Source organism: Sphingomonas sp. GW822-FHT03G08 (assembly GCF_058801135.1).
Map to the genome: position 1 here is coordinate 2,618,051 of NZ_JBXAMZ010000001.1, position 16,088 is coordinate 2,634,138.

Sequence of the window (16,088 nt, forward strand, 5' to 3'; positions counted from 1 at the left end):
GTGACGGTCGACGCTTGTCGAGGAGTTTCTAGGGCTGGAGCGGCAGATGCCAGTGCAGCGCGTCCGCCGCCTGAGTGCGGACAAAGCCATGGCGCGCGAAGAAACGGCCCGCCTCGGGATTATCGGCCAGCGTCTCGAGGCGAAGCGCGGACAGGCCCTGTTCGCCAGCCCAGGCCCGGGCTTCGCCGAGCAGGCATTGGCCCACACCCTGGCCGCGCCGGACGCGATCGATCTCGATGCGGCGCACTTCAGCCGAATCGCCGTCGCGGGTGCAGGCGATGTAGCCCGCGACCTGGCCATCGACCCGGGCCAGCGCCAGCATCCGTGCCGCGCGGGGCACCGCGAAGGCGTTGTCGAAGGGATAGGCCCTGCCCGACGGGTCAAAGGCGAAATCGCAACCGGCAAGCCATGCCGGATCGAGCGTCGCGACCCGTTCGATCGCGACGCTGGAACTCAACCGAGCGCCGCCATCTTTTCCTCGGCCTCGCGGTCGAGCTGGGCGCGGCTCTTCTTCTCGGCCGCGGTCTTGAGCTGGCCGCAGGCGGCGTCGATGTCGCGGCCGCGCGGGGTGCGGACCGGCGCCGAGATGCCTGCCTCGAAGATGATGTTCGAGAAGGCACGGACACGCTCGGGCGTCGAGGTGTCATAGGGCGCGCCGGGCCAGGGATTGAACGGGATCAGGTTCACCTTGGCGGGCAGATCATACTTCTTGAGCAGGCGGACCAGCTCGCGCGCCTCGGCATCGCTGTCGTTCTTGTCCTTGAGCATCACATATTCGAAGGTGATGCGACGGGCATTGTTGGCGCCGGGATAATCGGCGCAGGCCTGGAGCAGCTCCTCGATGCCGTACTTCCTGTTCAGGGGCACGATCTCGTCGCGGACTTCCTTGGTGACCGCGTGGAGCGACACCGCGAGATTCACGCCGATCTCCTCGCCGGCACGGGCCATCATCGGCACCACCCCCGAGGTCGACAGGGTGATGCGGCGCTTCGACAGCGCCAGGCCGTCGCCGTCCATGACGATCGACAGGCCATCGCGGACATTGTCGAAATTGTAGAGCGGCTCGCCCATGCCCATCATCACGATATTGGTGAGCATGCGGCCCTCGGGCTGGCTCGGCCATTCGCCGAGCGCGTCGCGCGCCAGCATCACCTGGCTGACGATCTCGCCGGCGGTGAGGTTGCGCACCAGCCGCATCGTGCCGGTGTGGCAGAAGCGGCAGTTGAGCGTGCAGCCGACCTGCGAGGAGACGCAGAGCGTGCCGCGGTCCGCATCGGGGATGAAGACCATCTCGTAATCCTGGCCGTCCGCCGAGCGGAGCAGCCACTTGCGCGTGCCGTCGGTGGAGACCTGCGCCTCGACCACTTCGGGGCGGCCGATCACGAACCGCTCTTCCAGCCAGGGGTGCTGCGCCTTGGCGATATCGGTCATCACCGAGAATTCGGTGGCGCCGCGATTGTAGATCCAGTGCCAGATCTGCTTGGAGCGCAGTTTGGCCTGCTTGGGCTCGAGCCCGGCATCGGCGAGCACCGCGCGCATCTGATCGCGGGTGAGGCCGATCAAGTCGGTACGGCCGTCCTCGCGCACCACCGCGGGGCGGGGTACGGGCACGGGGTCGATGTGCCCGGGAATGGGCATGGGGGCGGCCGAGACTGTCTGCATAGGCGCGCCATGTAGTGGATTTCGGCGCGGAATTCTACCTGTGGTGGTTTACGGACCCGCGCGGCGGGCACGGAGCGCCGCCGCGTCCGCGCGGATGTGGCGCCAGACCTCGATGCCGAGCAGCAGCAGGATGGCAGCAAGCAACAGCAATTCCAAGGGCTTGCCACCGGGTATCAGCGGGCGGCTTCCCCAGATTGCGCTTGCGACGATCATGACAAAGGCCAGAACCAGCATGCCGAGCCACAGCGAACGCGTCCGGCTGCCCGGGCGGGACCAATGCCGCCCCCAGGCTATGCTGGTGACCATGATCAGGAGCAGCAGGTCGGTGACGACATCGATCATGGCCGAAGCCTATCAGCTGCACCCCAGCCCCGCCAGCGTGACCCGCAGCGATTCGACCAGATCGGTGCGGGGTTCCTCGCCGAGAAAGGCGACCAGCTCGCGATTGTCGAGGCGCATGGGGTGGCGCCAGAAGGGGCGCATCTCGAGCAGCTCGCGGATCGTCGGGTTGAAGGGGGCGGCCAGCGGAAGCAGCGCCCAGGGGAGCGGCTTCGTCTTCACCTTGCGGCCAAGCGCCATGCCGATCGCCTCGACGAAGCCCTTGCCGTCGCCGTCCCAATGACCGGCGAAATGATAGCGGGCGAAGCGGGGCAGCTCGGTCTCGCGATCGAGCAGACGGGCGAAAGTCTCCGCTACGTCAGGGAGATAGGCCCAGGCGTGCCCCGCGCCCTTGCTGCCCGGATAGGTGACTGCGCCGACCGGCTTGCCGGGGGTAATCATGCCTTGGGAAAGCCAGCCATTGCCGGGCCGGGGGCCATAATAGTCGCCGGCGCGCAGGATCAGCGCGCGCACCCCCGAATCCTCGATTCGCGCCTCCATCGCCTTGCGAATCAGCCCCTTGCGGGTGGCCGGTTCCTGGGGCGAGTCGACCCGGGCGACCGGCTGTGCCGCGGGGTCGTAATTGTAGATCGTCCCCGGCAGGGCGAGCCGTGCATCATTGACCCAGGCGGCCTCGATGCTGCTCTCGATCATCGGCAGGACCAGCTTGCCCCAGTCGCGATAGCCCGGCGGATTGACCGCATGGACCAGCGCATCGACGCCCTCCGCCGCCGCCAGCACATCGGCGCGATGCATCGCATCCCCTTCGAACCATGTGATATTCGGGTCGAGCCCGGGGCGCAGACCGCGGACCAGCCCACGCACCTTCCAGCCATGCGCGAGCAGCGCCCGGGCGGTCTCGCCGCCTACCCCACCGGTCGCGCCGAGCACCAAAGCCGTCCTGTCCATTCCGTCCTCCATTGCTGCCAATGGTTGCGGGAGTGACCGAATCGGACCTTGAAGAAAATTGTCGAACCTTTGCATGTCGCCTATATAAAATTGATGAGCGAGGTGGATTGGGAGCAGCAGCGCGCCTTTCTGGCGGTGCTGGAGACGGGGAGCCTGTCGGGCGCGGCGCGACATCTCAACGTTGCGCAACCGACGGTTCGGACGCGGATATTGGCACTGGAGGCCGCGCTGGGCACGGCGCTGTTTACCCGATCGCCCGGCGGGCTCACTCCCACGGAGAGGGGACAGGCGCTGCACGAGCATGCCCGCGCCATGGCACTCGCTTCGGACGCTTTTGTTCGCACTGCCTCCGCCGCGCCCGACGAAGTGGCCGGCACGGTGCGGATCACCGCCAGCGAAGTGATCGCGGTGGAGGTGCTTCCCGCCATCCTGCGCGAGGTGCAGCGCCAACATCCGCGGCTGGTGATTGCGCTGAGCCCCAGCAACCGCAACGAGGACGTGCTGCGCCGCGAGGCCGATGTCGCGGTGCGGATGGTGCCGCCGAAGCAGGAAGCGCTGGTCGCCAGGCGCATCGGCGCGGTGCCACTGGGTGTGCATGCCCACCCCGATTACCTGGCCGGACGCCCCTTCCCCACAGGCTTCGAGGACCTGGCCGGGCACCGGCTGATCGGCCCCGAACGCGACTCGGCGATGCTTCGCCAGGTGCAGGAAGCAAACTTCCCCGTACGAATCGCCGACTTCAGCTTCCGCGCCGAAAGCGACCATGCCCAGCTCGCCGCGATCCGCGCGGGACTGGGAATCGGGGTGTGCCAGGTACCGATCGGCGCGCGCGACGGACTGGTCCGTCTCCTTCCGGACTTCGAACTTCCCCTCGAAACCTGGGTGGTCTGCCATGAGGATCTGCGCGGGCTGGCACGGGTGCGGACGGTGTTCGACGCGCTCGTAACCGGTCTCAGGACCTATCTCGGCTAGCCCCGCACAGGCCACGACACACCGCGCTTTGCTTGCGGCCATGCATCCCGGGACCCCAGCCTTGCGTTCCTGGGGGCGAGTTCTTTGTGTGTTTGGAGTGCTGTAATGAAGCTTATCGCCACGATCCTTGCCGGCACGACGCTGGCCCTTGCGCCGGCCGCCATGGCGCAGACCGCACCGCAGACGACCCCGGCCACGCCGGACGCCCCGGCTGCACAGACGACCGCTCCGGCGGCACCGGCAGCTACCGCACCGGCAACCAATGCGACGGTGACCGACGCCGAGGTCGGCCAGTTCGCCACCGCCGCGCTCGAGATCGAGAAGATCCGCAAGGACACCGCCACGCCGGAAGCAGACAAGGGCGCCAAGATGGCGGCCGCCGCTTCCTCGGCAGGCCTGAGCTCGGAGCGCTTCAACGCGATCGGCCAGGCGATGCAGGGCGACGCAGCGCTCAACCAGCGCATCCAGAAGGCGGCGACCGACAAGCTCGCGGCCTCGGGCGGCGGCGCCGCGGCGAAGCAGCCGTAAACGATTGTCACTACGGACACTGTGGCGGATCGCTTCCTTGGGAGCGGTCCGCTTTTTTCGTTCCGTCACCCCGGCCTTGCGCCGGGATCCCGCGTCTTCTTGGTTTGGGAGCAGGTAGCGGGACCCCGGCTCAAGGCCGGGGTGACGATGGCAATTCTGGTTTCTCCAGCTCAGCCTAAGGAAACCCGTCACCCTGAACTTGTTTCAGGGTCCAACGTGCCTCAGGCGGTATCCTTGATGGAGGGTTGGATGCTGAAACAAGTTCAGCATGACAGGGGATTATTCAGCATGACGGGGGATTATGAGGCCTCCCCGGAACCCCTGCCCTACCGCCCCGCGCAGCCCAGCGCCGCCGCGTCGATCGCGGTTGCCGCGCCTTTCAGCGCATAGCTGTCGGCGAAGGGCGCGCCGTTGGCGCCGACCGTCTCGACGCTCATGCTGCGGCCCGAACGCATCGCCACGACGATCGCAGCATCGGTGCGGGCATCGGGTGCCCAGGCATCGGCGTCGCCCGCCTGGAGCTCGAAGCGGCGCTCGCCGATCGAAAGGGTGACGCGGGCATTGCCGGCACGGGTGCGGCTCAGGCGGATATGGAGCTGGTTGCGCACCCCGTCGCGCGGCCAGCTGGCGATGCTCGCAAAGGGTTTCGCCTCGCGATATTTCTCGACCGGCTGGGCGATCGCGAAGCAGCGCAGCGGCGAGGAATCGCGGAAGGCGCCCCAGCTGTCGAACGTGCCGAGCGCGGTGCGCGTCTGCGCCTGCAACAGGAGAAGGAGCGCCAGCGCGCTCATGCCGGGGCGGCGCCGCGGCCGGTGCCGAGATGCACGACGGTTTCCACCCCGCCCTCGATCCGCACCACCGAGCCCTGCGGCAGATCGCGCGCGACGGGGGCGCCGAATGCGGGCGAGACCGGCAGGCCGGTCATCACCCCGCGCAGCACCCGGCTCGACATGCCGTGCATGATCACCAGCCTATCGCCCGGGTCTTCATCAGTGTCGGCGAGCCAGGACGAAACGCGCACCGCGATACCGTCATACCATTCGCCGCCCGGCGGCGGACGGGTGTAGAGGCCGTGCTCGATGTCGAGGAAGCCGGGGGCCTCGTCCATCAGATCGGCATAATAGCGGCCGCTCCATTCGCCCATGCCGATCTCGACCAGTCGGTCGTCATGCCGGGCCTGGTGCCAGTCGAGCTCGAGATGCTCGGCGATCACCGCCAGCGTCTGCAGCGCGCGGCCGGCGCTCGACGACCATAGGGTAAGCTTCGGCTTCGGCCCGAGGATCTCGCGCAATGCGGCACCCATCGCATCGGCCTGGGCGAAGCCGGCGCGGGTGAGCGGGGTATGGGGATGATCGCCCTGCATGCGCCGGGCGATGTTGAACACGGTCTCACCGTGGCGGGCGATGAAATCGCGGCCTTTGCGCTGGGTCGTCATCACTTGCTCACAAGCCCGCATGGCAGCGGAAAGGCAAGTGCCCAATTTGCGCCCCCTTTGGTTCATCTCCCGATCAGGTGCAGTAGCCCACTACCACACCAGCCCCGGTCGGGGCGCAACGAAAAGAGGGAGGTACCATGTCCAACACAAGCGACGCATCGGTCTGACCGCGCGACAGGCGCCTGACCTGTTGCCCGTAAGTCACGCTTTTTGTTGTTTATCTGGGGTTCATGAAACAGCGCGGGCCTCCCCCGGTTTTGAACCCTGCCCATGCCGGACAGCATGGGTGCGTACCCAAGGAGTTCCGTTATGCGTACCAAGTTCATCGCCGCCGCCGCGACCCTGCTCGCCGGCACCGCCTTTGCCGCTCCCGCCTTCGCCCAGAGCACCGATGCCGGCTTCACCGGCCCGCGTGCCGAAGCCGTGGTCGGCTGGGACCATGTGAAGGGCGACAATACGGGCGGCGTCGACGGCGCGCTCTATGGCGGCCAGATCGGCTATGACTTCCAGGCCGGCAGCGCCGTGCTGGGCGTCGAAGGCGAAATCACCGGCTCGACCGCGCGCCGCACCGAGAACAACGTGATCGTGGCCGGCGACAGCGCCCGGCTGAGCACCGGCCGCGACCTCTATGTCGGCGCGCGCGCCGGCTTCACCGTGGGCGGCAACGCCCTGATCTACGCCAAGGGCGGCTACACCAACGCCAAGCTCAACAGCCGCTACACCTCCGGCACCACCGACGTCCGCTTCGACGACAATGTCGATGGCTGGCGCCTGGGCGCGGGCGCCGAAGTGAAGCTCAACGACAAGGTCTATCTGAAGGGCGAATACCGCTATTCGCAGTACAAGAATGACGATGCCGGCATCGATGCCAAGCGCCACCAGGTGCTCGGCGGCGTGGGCGTGCGCTTCTAAGATCGCTACCACGACGCATTAACTACGCATTTAAGGTGTGAACTATAGGGCCGGAGCGCTTGCTCCGGCCCTTTTTACCGTTAAGGGTATGGTCCGGAAAATTCCCGCAAGCGGGTTCAGATTCGGGCGATAGCTGCCCCGGGGGTTCTTGATGAAGGCGACGATCGAACGCGCAACTCTGTTGAGGGGCTTGAGCCACGTCCAGTCCGTGGTCGAGCGGCGCAACACGATCCCCATCCTGTCGAACGTGCTGATCGAGGCACAGCCGGGCGGCGCGCTGCGCCTGATGGCGACCGACCTCGACCTGCAGATCGACGAGACGATCTCCGCTTCGGTCGACCAGCCGGGCGCGATCACCGTGCCGGCGCACACGCTGTTCGACATCGTGCGCAAGCTGCCCGAGGGCGCGCAGGTCGAGCTGACCGCTGCCGAAGGCCGTATCACCGTCAATGCCGGGCGCGCGCGCTTCACGCTGTCGACGCTGCCGCGCGACGATTTCCCGATGATCGCCGAGGGCGAGCTGCCGACGGTGTTCGAGCTGCCGGCCGAAACGCTCAAGCAGATCATCGACAAGACCCGCTTCGCGATCTCGACCGAAGAGACGCGCTATTATCTCAACGGCATCTATCTGCATGTCGTCGACGAGGCGACGCCTGTGCTGCGCGCCGCCGCCACCGACGGCCACCGCCTCGCCCGCGTCACCGTGGCGCGTCCGGACGGCGCCGATGCGATGCCGGGCGTGATCGTGCCGCGCAAGTGCGTGGGCGAGCTGCGCAAGCTGCTCGAGGAAGTCGACGGCTCGATCGGCGTGTCGCTCTCGGCCTCGAAGATCCGCTTCGATCTGGGCCAGGCGATCCTGACCTCGAAGCTGATCGACGGTACCTTCCCGGATTACACGCGCGTGATCCCGACGGGGAACGACAAGCTGCTCAAGCTCGATCCGAAGAGCTTCATGGAAGGCGTCGACCGCGTCTCGACCATCGCGACCGAGAAGACCCGCGCGGTGAAGATGGCGCTGGAGCGCGACAAGATCATCCTCTCGGTGACCAGCCCGGAGAATGGCGCGGCGGCCGAAGAGGTCCCGGGCGACTATGCCGCCCTGCCCTTCGAGATCGGTTTCAACAGCCGCTACCTGATGGACATCCTCAACCAGATCGAAGGCGATTTGGTGGAAGTCCATCTGGCCGATGCGGCAGCACCGACGCTGATCCGCGAGAACGACAAGTCGCCGGCGCTGTACGTGCTGATGCCGATGCGCGTCTGATCGCACGGCGATTGCGGACATGAAAAAAGCCGGTGCGGGACCATCCCGCACCGGCTTTTTCGTTTCAGGCCAGACGGATCAGGCGAACATGCCCCGGCGGATCGCCGCGACGATCGACAAGACTAGATAGATCGCCGTCGAGATCGTCATCAGCGTCCACAGGCTGACCTCCGCGACCAGGCCGAGTTTGGCGAGCGCCGCCCAGCCGAACAGGCCGAGCTGGGACAGCCAGAAGCTGGCGATCGATGCCTCGGCCAGCGCGGCACGGGTGAGCTCGTCGCTGTCACGCCGGATCCGGGCATTGAGCCAGACCTGGAGCGCGAGCAGTGCGGCAAGGCCGATCGCGACCGGGATCGCCGCATCGCCGGCATAGCCGAAGCGCACGGCGAGCGGCGGGGCGAGCAGCAGCGCGGCGCCGAGGAGCAGGCCGATGCCGTTCAGCCGCAGATAGCGCAGTACCGTGCCGTCGAGCGGATCGCCCTCCTGATAATTCTCGGCCATGCGGCGATAGAGCGCGCTGCTCGACGCGGCGACAAGCGCGAACAGGCCGAGGAGCAGCAGCAGCGCGGCGAGCACGGTCGAGGCGATGTCCTCGCCCGGCATTTGCGCGATCCAGTCGAACAGGCCGAACTGCCCGGCGGCGAAGCCGAGAACGAGACCGAACACGGCGCCGACCGCGGCGCGGACGAGCCGGCGGCGGGTCCCGGAACTAGCCATTGGGGAGCTCGGGCGGGGTCCAGTCGTCGAGGAAGATGACATCGATGGGCACTCCAAAGATCTTCGAAAGCCGCATCGCCAGCGGCAGGCTCGGGTCGTATTTGTCGGTCTCGACCGCATTGATCGTCTGGCGCGAGACGCCGAGCAGCCCGGCCAGGTCGCCCTGGCTGAGGCCGGCCTCGGCCCGCAGCACGCGCAGCCGGTTCTTCATGCGCGGTGTCCAGAACTCTGTACCATATGACAAGAGTTCTTGTCATAAGCCAGCAGCGGGTGTCAAGAACTCTTGTCAGCTCGGGTTTCCGCTACGGCAGCATTGATTCCCGGACCCGACTCCTGTATTGACACTCTTGTCAGTAAGGAATCGCATATGGCCACCCAGCCCGCTCCGCAGGTCTTCAACCCCGGCATCCCGATGAAGCGGGAATGGGGCACGGCGTTCCGTGCGCTGGGGCGGCTGCTCGCCAATGGCGACGATACCGAGCAGGTCTTCCGGATCATGCGCGCGCTCAACGGCGACGCGACGCAGAAGAGCTATCGCAAGCTGCTGACCATGCCCAATGGCGGGCGGATCGCGTTCCAGCATGTCGAGATGGCCGAGCGGCTGGGCGACCGCGCCTGGATCGAAGGCTTCGCCGAGGGCACGGTGGGCGCGGCCTATCGCAACTTCCTCGATTCGACCGGCTATTCGGCCGACGGGCTGGTCGCGGTGAGCATGACCGAGGGCGCGTTCCAGAACGCCGATATCCAGCACCCCTATGCCTGGATGGGCCGGCGCGAGCGCGACATCCACGATTTGTGGCACGTGATCACCGGCTACCAGGCCGACGAGCATCTGGGCGAGGCCTGCCTGGTCGCCTTCTCCTATGCGCAGACCGGCGGGCTCGGCTGGGGCTTCATCGGCATGGGCGCGGCGCTCAAGAGCATCCGCATCACCCGCAAGCTCGATTTCTTCAAGGCCGTGATCGAGGGCTATCGCCACGGCAAGGCCGCGCAGTGGCTGCACGGCGAGGACTACGAGATCCTGCTCGCCGAGCCGCTCGACCAGGTGCGCAAGCGGCTGAACATCGGCGATCCGGTGAAGTACCGGAAGGCGCAGGCCAGCCTGGAAGCGGCCGGCCTGAAGGGGATCTAAACCCCGCGCCCTTGCTTACGGCAGGTCCTTGATCGCGCCGCCGGCGTTCGGCTTCATCAGCGCGTCCATCGCACCGAAGATCTCGTCGGCCGACGTGACCGGCGCGGGCAGCTCGAAATGCTTGGCGTCGATCTCGGCGGTGTCGAGCGACTTGAACTCGATCAGCGGGCCGTCCTGCTTGGCCGCACCTTCCTCGATCGGCGTGACGCGCAGCGGCGTGCCCTTGGCGAACAGCTCGGTCAGACGCGCGGAGAAGCCGGTCTCCTCGGGGAACATCGCACCGAAGAAGCTGTTCACCGTGTCGATCGCGCGGCGGAACACATTGCCGACGGGCGTGAGCCTGGGGTCCGCGCTGACCACCATCTCGATATGCTTCTTCTTCGAAGCCTCGTCGCCCTTGAGCATCAGCAGCTTCCACGCCTCGCCCTGCTGGCCGGCGACGACCGCGGCGGTGCCCGGCGCGATGCCGAACTGGAACTCCTTGGCCTTGGGATCCTCGCTCTTGGGGATGAAGCCCTTGACCAGATCGACCATCGCCTGGAGCTCGAAGACCTTGGTGCCTTCCTTGTCGGTGACGGCGATATAGTCGACGCCGTCGCGGTGGATGATCGTGAACTTGCCGCCGACGTCGAGCCGCGAATTGCCCCCGTCATCGACTTCGATCACCAGCTCCTTGCCGCCGGCATTGTAGCGCGCGGTGACGTCGGCCAGCGCCGGCATCGGCGCGAGCGCCAGGATCGTGGCAAGGAACAGCTTGGTACGCATGGTGGAACCCCCTTATTCGACGCCGGCGATCATCCGCGATGTCGCGCGCGGCGGCAATAGCGGCTATCGGCGGGAAATGGCAGTGTCCCGCCTCGTCCTGACCGACTTCCGCAACCATGAAGACGCCGTGCTCGTGCCCGGGCCCGGCTTCGTGGTGCTGAGCGGCGAGAATGGCGCGGGGAAGACCAATGTGCTGGAGGCGCTCTCGCTGCTCGCCCCCGGCCGGGGCCTGCGCCGCGCGCCGCTGACCGAGATGGCGCGGCAGGGCGGCAGCGGCGGGTTCGGCGTGGCGGCGCGGCTGACAGCCCCTCCCGCAATGCCCAGGAGCGGCGCACTCGGTGAGACTTCCCCCACCCCCAACCCCTCCCCTGAAGGGGAGGGGCTTGTAGATATAGGCACCGGCACGCAGGCGAGCGCGCCCGAACGGCGGCTGGTGCGGATCAACGGCGCGACCGCCGCCGCCACCAGCCTGGCCGAATGGGTGAGCGTTCTGTGGCTCACGCCGGCAATGGACCGGCTGTTCGTCGATGCGGCGGGCGAGCGGCGGCGCTTCCTCGACCGGCTGACGCTGGCGCTGAGCCCCGGCCATGCGCACCATTCGACCCGATACGAAGCCGCGATGCGCGAGCGCAATCGGCTGCTGGCGGAGGATGCCGCGCCAGACCCCGACTGGCTGACCGCGCTCGAGGCGAGGATGGCCGAGCATGGCGCGGCGATCGATGCCGCCCGGCGTGCGCTGGTCGTGGCGCTGGCCGAGCGGCTGGCGGCGCAGCCCGAGGGACCGTTCGCGCGGGCGGGGCTGGCACTGGAAGGCTGGCAAGGCGATGCCGACGCGCTCGCCCGCGAGCTGGCGGCCGGTCGCCGGCGCGACGCGGCGGCGGGCCGCACGCTGGCGGGTCCGCACCGCGCCGACCTGCTCGTCACGCATCTGGGGAAGAATCAGGCGGCGCATCTCTGCTCCACCGGCGAGCAGAAGGCGCTGCTGCTTGGGCTCGTCCTCGCCCATGCCGAGCTGGTCGCCGAGCGCGTGGCCCGCGCACCGATCCTGCTGCTCGACGAAGTCGCGGCGCATCTCGACCCGGGCCGGCGTGCGGCACTGTTCGAACGGCTGGAAGGCCGCGGGCAGGTGTGGATGACGGGGACCGAGCCGGCCTTGTTCGAGGCGGTTCCCGGGGGTGCGACGCGGTATCGGGTCAGCGATGGGGCGGTTTCGGTCGAGTAGCTGAGGATACCAGGTGCTCCCCGGCGAAGGCCGGGGCCCAGGGTCACGAGCGACACGGCAGAGAAACCCTGGGCCCCGGCCTTCGCCGGGGAGCAGGTTAATTGGATAGCGTCAGTCCTGATTGCCGAGAACTGTCACCAGCTCGAACAGGAAGGCGCGGCCCGAATAGAGCGCGTCGACCGCGAGCCGCTCGTTGAGCCCGTGGGTACCGTTTCCATCCGGGTCGGAATAAGTGCCCGGCGGGCCATAGGAGGGGATGCCGATCGCCTCGAGGAACACGCCGTCGGTAGCGCCGGTGGACATCATCGGCACCAGCGGCACGCCGGGGCGATGCTTCGCCAGCAGCTTCTCGATCGGCTTGACGATCTTCGGATCGAGCGGCACCGGCCGGGCGAGCGGGCCGCGCAGCTCGGGCAGGGTCACCGTCATCCGGGGATCGGCGATCACCCGGACCAGTTCGTCGCGCACCGCTTCCGCCGACACGCCGGGGAAGATGCGGCAATTGATGTTGGCACCGGCGCGCTGGGGCAGCGCATTGTTGGCATGGCCGCCATCGATCAAGGTCGCCACGCAGGTGGTGCGCAGCATCGAGTGGAAGGCCTTGTCGGTGTTGACGATCGCCTCGGCCGCCTTGTCGCCCGGATTGGCGGCGAGCGCGATCATCGCCTTGCCCATGTCGTCACCGCGCGCCGCGCCGGCCCGGGCGAAATAGGCCTTGGTCGTATCGGTCATCATCAGCGGGAATTCGAACTCGCGGACCTTCACCAGCGCGTCGGACAGCTCGTAGATCGCATTGTCCTTCACCGGCGCGGAGCTGTGACCGCCGGGATTGGTCGCCTCGATCCGGTAGTTGACCGCGGTCTTCTCGCCGACATGGAGGTTGGCGGTGAGCAGCTTGCCCTTGCCGTCGGTGCGGCCACCGCCGCCTTCGTTGAGCGCGAACTCGGCGGCGATCAGATCGGGCTTGTTCTCGGCCAGCCACTTGGCGCCGTTGAACGCCCAGCTGGTCTCCTCGCCGCAGGTGAGCGCCAGCTTGAGCGTGCGCTTGAGCTTCGCCTTGCCGAGCTTGAGGCGGAGCATCGTGTCGATCCAGATCGCATCCAGCGCCTTCATGTCGGCGGTGCCGCGACCCCAGAAATAGCCCTTCTCCTCGACCAGCTTGTACGGATCGCGGGTCCAGTCCTCACGCTTGGCGGCTACCACGTCGATATGGCCGAGCAGCAGGATCGGCTTCAGCGTCTTCGACGTGCCGGGCAGGACGACGACCAGCCCGCCCTCCTTGGGATGATCGGGCACCGCGAAGCGGGTGATGTCGGCATCGCCATACCCCGCCGCGCGCAGCCGCACCTCGACCTTGTCGGCCAGCGCGGTGCAGCTACCGGTGGTGATGCTGGTGTCGGTCTCGACCAGTTCCTGATAGAGCGAACGCAGCGCTTCATTGTCCTGGGCCTGGGCCGGGAAAGACGCCAGCAGCACCGCAAGTCCCACCGCCAAACGCTTCATCGACCGCCCCTTTTCCGCCCCGGAATCTCGTCCACAATTCATCATGTTTCCCCGCGCGGGCAAAGCGCCATTTTGCTTCCGTTTCGTGACGCCAATACCTATATGCTGGGCATGGCAAGCGACGACACCACTCCCGAAAATACCCCGAACCAGAACAGCTACGGCGCAGACTCGATCAAGGTCCTCAAGGGACTGGACGCAGTGCGCAAGCGCCCCGGCATGTATATCGGCGACACCGACGACGGTTCGGGCCTCCACCACATGGTGTTCGAGGTCTCGGACAACGCGATCGACGAGGCGCTGGCCGGGCATTGCGACAAGATCATCATCCAGCTGAACGCGGACGGCTCGGTCTCGGTCGAGGACAATGGCCGCGGCATCCCGACCGGCATCCACAAGGAAGAAGGCGTCTCGGCGGCCGAAGTCATCATGACCCAGCTCCATGCCGGCGGTAAGTTCGAGAACACCAGCGACGACAACGCCTACAAGGTATCGGGCGGCCTGCACGGCGTGGGCGTCTCGGTGGTCAACGCGCTTTCCGAGTGGCTCGACCTCAACATCTGGCGCGACGGCGAGGAGCATTGGATGCGCTTCGCCTATGGCGACGCGACCGCGCCGCTCAAGGTGATCGGCAAGGCCCCCGAGGGCAAGAAGGGCACGCGCGTGACCTTCCTCGCCTCGACCGAAAAGGCCCCGGGCGACGGCGGCACCTTCCGCAACCAGATCGAATATGACTTCGACAAGCTCGAGCACCGCTATCGCGAGCTGGCCTTCCTCAATTCGGGCGTGCGCCTGTTCCTGCGCGACGCGCGGCACGAGGAAGTGAAGGAAGTCGAGCTTTATTACGAGGGCGGCATCGCGGCCTTCGTGAAGTGGCTCGACCGCAACAAGCAGCCGCTGATGCCCGATCCCGTGGCGATCGCCGGCACCCGCGACGACGTGACCATCGACGTGGCGCTGGAGTGGAACGACTCCTATTATGAGAACGTCCTCTGCTTCACCAACAACATCCCGCAGCGGGATGGCGGCACCCACCTCGCGGCGTTCCGCGCGGCGCTGACCCGCACGATCAACAGCTATGCCGACAAGAGCGGCATGCTGAAGAAGGAGAAGGTGACGCTCACCGGCGACGACATGCGCGAAGGCCTGACCGCGATCGTCTCGGTCAAGCTGCCGGATCCGAAGTTCAGCTCGCAGACCAAGGACAAGCTGGTCTCGTCCGAAGTGCGCCAGCCGCTCGAGAGCCTGATGGCGGACAAGCTGGCCGAGTATCTCGAAGAGAACCCGGCCAACGCCAAGACGATCATCCAGAAGGTGATCGACGCTGCCGCCGCCCGCGAAGCCGCCAAGAAGGCGCGCGAGCTGACCCGGCGCAAGGGCGTGCTCGACATCGCCAGCCTGCCCGGCAAGCTTGCCGACTGCCAGGAGCGCGATCCGGCCAAGTCCGAACTGTTCTTCGTCGAGGGTGACTCGGCAGGCGGCTCCGCGAAGCAGGGCCGCGACCGCCAGTTCCAGGCGATCCTGCCGCTGCGCGGCAAGATCCTGAACGTCGAGCGCGCGCGCTTCGACCGGATGCTCGCCAGCCGCGAGATCGGCACGATCATCACGGCGCTGGGCACCGGCATCCGCGACGACTTCAACATCGAGAAGCTGCGCTACCACAAGATCGTCATCATGACCGACGCAGACGTGGACGGCGCGCATATCCGCACGCTGCTGCTCACCTTCTTCTACCGGCAGATGCCCGAGATCATCCAGGCCGGGCACCTCTATATCGCCCAGCCGCCGCTCTACAAGGCGACCAAGGGCCGCAGCGAAGTGTATCTGAAGGACGATACCGCGCTCGACCAGTATCTGGTCGAAGGCGGCGTGGGCCTCACCCGGCTCGAGACGCATGAAGGCCCGATCTTCGGCGAGGAGCTGATGAAGCTGGTCGACCATGCCCGACGCATGCGGACCCTGATGCGCTACGTGCCGCGCCGCTATGCACCCGACATCGTTGAGGCGCTGGCGCTGGCCGGCGCGTTCGATCCGGACGCGAGCCGCGAGCAGCGCGACGAGCGGCTGGGCGCGGTGACTCGCCGGCTCGACCAGACCGACGAGGATGCGCGCTGGAGCGCCCGCGTGACCGAGGATGGCGGTTTCCACTTCGAGCGGCTGTGGCGCGGCGTGACCGATCACCACATCATCGAGGCGGCGTTCCTGGTCTCGGCCGAAGGGCGCAAGCTCCACACGCTCGCCGCCGAGCAGGCGCAGAGCTATGCGGTGCTCGCCAAGCTGGTGCCGGCAAAGACCGCCGCGACCGAGGAGGTTGCCGCGCCGGCAGCCGAGGATGGCGAGGAACTGGTCGCCGCCGCCAAGGGCGAGACGCTGGTCGCGCGCCCGAGCGAACTGCTCGACGCGATCCTGGCGGCGGGCCGCAAGGGCCTGTCGATCCAGCGCTACAAGGGTCTTGGCGAGATGAACGCCGAGCAGCTGTGGGAAACCACGCTCGATCCGGCAAACCGCTCGATGCTGGTGGTGCAGATCGACCAGGCCGATGTCGCCGACGAGATCTTCACCCAGCTGATGGGCGACGTGGTCGAGCCGCGCCGCGACTTCATCCAGGAGAACGCACTGAGCGTGGCCAACCTGGACGTCTGATCCGGGCCGGGCGCGGGCTGGAATCGCCCGCGCCCGCCTTGTGAAA

General features: G+C 67.2%; 17 protein-coding genes. 7 read left to right on the plus strand and 10 right to left on the minus strand.

Translation table 11 applies throughout. The features are described from left to right. Window positions 1–28 precede the first annotated feature (28 nt). From AC1RJ5_RS12060 to AC1RJ5_RS12075, 4 genes are all read right to left on the minus strand, one after another. Window positions 29–457, minus strand: coding sequence for a GNAT family N-acetyltransferase (locus AC1RJ5_RS12060; RefSeq protein ID WP_269573679.1), 429 nt, complete (start codon window positions 455–457; stop codon window positions 29–31). Continuing rightward, window positions 454–1,638, minus strand: a complete 1,185-nt coding sequence (gene rlmN / locus AC1RJ5_RS12065) for a dual-specificity RNA methyltransferase RlmN (protein WP_493113481.1) — start codon at window positions 1,636–1,638, stop codon at window positions 454–456. Before rlmN ends, AC1RJ5_RS12060 begins: the two co-directional genes overlap by 4 nt. 72 nt (window positions 1,639–1,710) lie before the next feature. Continuing rightward, window positions 1,711–2,004, minus strand: a complete 294-nt coding sequence (locus AC1RJ5_RS12070; RefSeq protein ID WP_493113483.1) for a hypothetical protein — start codon at window positions 2,002–2,004, stop codon at window positions 1,711–1,713. 12 nt (window positions 2,005–2,016) lie between these two features. After that, window positions 2,017–2,949 carry an NAD-dependent epimerase/dehydratase family protein gene (locus AC1RJ5_RS12075; protein ID WP_493113485.1) on the minus strand — a complete coding sequence of 311 codons (933 nt, stop codon included), beginning with the start codon at window positions 2,947–2,949 and terminating at the stop codon, window positions 2,017–2,019. 93 nt (window positions 2,950–3,042) lie between these two features. Here AC1RJ5_RS12075 and AC1RJ5_RS12080 point away from each other — a divergent pair, with 93 nt between their 5' ends. Continuing rightward, window positions 3,043–3,921 carry a LysR family transcriptional regulator gene (locus AC1RJ5_RS12080; protein WP_342248923.1) on the plus strand — a complete coding sequence of 293 codons (879 nt, stop codon included), beginning with the start codon at window positions 3,043–3,045 and terminating at the stop codon, window positions 3,919–3,921. Window positions 3,922–4,026: 105 nt separating this feature from the next. Continuing rightward, window positions 4,027–4,449 (plus strand): DUF4168 domain-containing protein, encoded by a 423-nt coding sequence (locus AC1RJ5_RS12085; protein WP_342248924.1) that lies wholly within the window; start codon window positions 4,027–4,029, stop codon window positions 4,447–4,449. A gap of 326 nt (window positions 4,450–4,775) precedes the next feature. Here the strand turns inward: AC1RJ5_RS12085 and AC1RJ5_RS12090 are convergent, their stop codons facing one another. Both AC1RJ5_RS12090 and AC1RJ5_RS12095 read right to left on the minus strand, forming a co-directional pair. After that, the gene (locus tag AC1RJ5_RS12090; RefSeq protein WP_493113488.1) at window positions 4,776–5,240 is read right to left on the minus strand and encodes an invasion associated locus B family protein; all 465 of its coding nucleotides are present in this window, start codon (window positions 5,238–5,240) and stop codon (window positions 4,776–4,778) included. Beyond that, window positions 5,237–5,884, minus strand: a complete 648-nt coding sequence (locus tag AC1RJ5_RS12095) for a histidine phosphatase family protein (RefSeq protein ID WP_269573673.1) — start codon at window positions 5,882–5,884, stop codon at window positions 5,237–5,239. The genes AC1RJ5_RS12090 and AC1RJ5_RS12095 overlap by 4 nt, the downstream gene beginning before the upstream one ends. Before the next feature lie 309 nt (window positions 5,885–6,193). Between AC1RJ5_RS12095 and AC1RJ5_RS12100 the strand changes: the two genes are divergently transcribed. Together AC1RJ5_RS12100 and dnaN are read left to right on the plus strand one after the other, a co-directional pair. After that, window positions 6,194–6,796 carry an outer membrane protein gene (locus AC1RJ5_RS12100; protein ID WP_269573672.1) on the plus strand — a complete coding sequence of 201 codons (603 nt, stop codon included), beginning with the start codon at window positions 6,194–6,196 and terminating at the stop codon, window positions 6,794–6,796. Window positions 6,797–6,947: 151 nt separating this feature from the next. Beyond that, on the plus strand, window positions 6,948–8,060 hold the full coding sequence (dnaN, locus tag AC1RJ5_RS12105; protein WP_269573671.1) for a DNA polymerase III subunit beta: 1,113 nt from the start codon (window positions 6,948–6,950) through the stop codon (window positions 8,058–8,060). Between the two features lie 78 nt (window positions 8,061–8,138). On the opposite strand, the gene AC1RJ5_RS12110 is transcribed toward dnaN, so the two are convergent. Next, entirely contained in the window at window positions 8,139–8,777 is a 639-nt protein-coding gene (locus tag AC1RJ5_RS12110) for a hypothetical protein (RefSeq protein ID WP_493113491.1), read from the minus strand. Then, window positions 8,770–8,988 (minus strand): helix-turn-helix transcriptional regulator, encoded by a 219-nt coding sequence (locus AC1RJ5_RS12115; protein ID WP_184162158.1) that lies wholly within the window; start codon window positions 8,986–8,988, stop codon window positions 8,770–8,772. The genes AC1RJ5_RS12110 and AC1RJ5_RS12115 overlap by 8 nt, the downstream gene beginning before the upstream one ends. 156 nt (window positions 8,989–9,144) lie before the next feature. Here AC1RJ5_RS12115 and AC1RJ5_RS12120 point away from each other — a divergent pair, with 156 nt between their 5' ends. Continuing rightward, a complete protein-coding gene (locus AC1RJ5_RS12120; RefSeq protein ID WP_493113493.1) occupies window positions 9,145–9,909 on the plus strand; it encodes a Coq4 family protein in 765 nt (254 codons plus the stop codon). A 15-nt stretch (window positions 9,910–9,924) separates the two neighbouring features. Here AC1RJ5_RS12120 and AC1RJ5_RS12125 read toward each other — a convergent pair whose 3' ends face one another. Further along, entirely contained in the window at window positions 9,925–10,674 is a 750-nt protein-coding gene (locus AC1RJ5_RS12125; protein ID WP_184162164.1) for a hypothetical protein, read from the minus strand. A gap of 76 nt (window positions 10,675–10,750) precedes the next feature. Between AC1RJ5_RS12125 and recF the strand changes: the two genes are divergently transcribed. Then, a complete protein-coding gene (gene recF / locus AC1RJ5_RS12130) occupies window positions 10,751–11,896 on the plus strand; it encodes a DNA replication/repair protein RecF (RefSeq protein ID WP_493114681.1) in 1,146 nt (381 codons plus the stop codon). 111 nt (window positions 11,897–12,007) lie between these two features. Here recF and AC1RJ5_RS12135 read toward each other — a convergent pair whose 3' ends face one another. Continuing rightward, on the minus strand, window positions 12,008–13,399 hold the full coding sequence (locus AC1RJ5_RS12135) for a M20/M25/M40 family metallo-hydrolase (protein WP_184162168.1): 1,392 nt from the start codon (window positions 13,397–13,399) through the stop codon (window positions 12,008–12,010). 111 nt (window positions 13,400–13,510) lie between these two features. On the opposite strand from AC1RJ5_RS12135, the gene gyrB reads away from it, so the two are divergent. Continuing rightward, on the plus strand, window positions 13,511–16,042 hold the full coding sequence (gyrB, locus tag AC1RJ5_RS12140; protein ID WP_409372581.1) for a DNA topoisomerase (ATP-hydrolyzing) subunit B: 2,532 nt from the start codon (window positions 13,511–13,513) through the stop codon (window positions 16,040–16,042). The last annotated feature ends 46 nt before the right edge of the window (window positions 16,043–16,088 follow it).

Excerpts from the sequence above, each read along its gene's own strand:
- rlmN (WP_493113481.1), bottom strand. The coding sequence starts at position 1,638 with ATGCCCATTCCCGGGCACATCGACCCCGTGCCCGTACCCCGCCCCGCG.
- AC1RJ5_RS12070 (WP_493113483.1), bottom strand. The coding sequence starts at position 2,004 with ATGATCGATGTCGTCACCGACCTGCTGCTCCTGATCATGGTCACCAGC.
- AC1RJ5_RS12075 (WP_493113485.1), bottom strand. The coding sequence starts at position 2,949 with ATGGACAGGACGGCTTTGGTGCTCGGCGCGACCGGTGGGGTAGGCGGC.
- AC1RJ5_RS12080 (WP_342248923.1), top strand. The coding sequence starts at position 3,043 with ATGAGCGAGGTGGATTGGGAGCAGCAGCGCGCCTTTCTGGCGGTGCTG.
- AC1RJ5_RS12085 (WP_342248924.1), top strand. The coding sequence starts at position 4,027 with ATGAAGCTTATCGCCACGATCCTTGCCGGCACGACGCTGGCCCTTGCG.
- AC1RJ5_RS12090 (WP_493113488.1), bottom strand. The coding sequence starts at position 5,240 with ATGAGCGCGCTGGCGCTCCTTCTCCTGTTGCAGGCGCAGACGCGCACC.
- AC1RJ5_RS12095 (WP_269573673.1), bottom strand. The coding sequence starts at position 5,884 with ATGACGACCCAGCGCAAAGGCCGCGATTTCATCGCCCGCCACGGTGAG.
- AC1RJ5_RS12100 (WP_269573672.1), top strand. The coding sequence starts at position 6,194 with ATGCGTACCAAGTTCATCGCCGCCGCCGCGACCCTGCTCGCCGGCACC.
- dnaN (WP_269573671.1), top strand. The coding sequence starts at position 6,948 with ATGAAGGCGACGATCGAACGCGCAACTCTGTTGAGGGGCTTGAGCCAC.
- AC1RJ5_RS12110 (WP_493113491.1), bottom strand. The coding sequence starts at position 8,777 with ATGGCTAGTTCCGGGACCCGCCGCCGGCTCGTCCGCGCCGCGGTCGGC.
- AC1RJ5_RS12115 (WP_184162158.1), bottom strand. The coding sequence starts at position 8,988 with ATGAAGAACCGGCTGCGCGTGCTGCGGGCCGAGGCCGGCCTCAGCCAG.
- AC1RJ5_RS12120 (WP_493113493.1), top strand. The coding sequence starts at position 9,145 with ATGGCCACCCAGCCCGCTCCGCAGGTCTTCAACCCCGGCATCCCGATG.
- AC1RJ5_RS12125 (WP_184162164.1), bottom strand. The coding sequence starts at position 10,674 with ATGCGTACCAAGCTGTTCCTTGCCACGATCCTGGCGCTCGCGCCGATG.
- recF (WP_493114681.1), top strand. The coding sequence starts at position 10,751 with ATGGCAGTGTCCCGCCTCGTCCTGACCGACTTCCGCAACCATGAAGAC.
- AC1RJ5_RS12135 (WP_184162168.1), bottom strand. The coding sequence starts at position 13,399 with ATGAAGCGTTTGGCGGTGGGACTTGCGGTGCTGCTGGCGTCTTTCCCG.
- gyrB (WP_409372581.1), top strand. The coding sequence starts at position 13,511 with ATGGCAAGCGACGACACCACTCCCGAAAATACCCCGAACCAGAACAGC.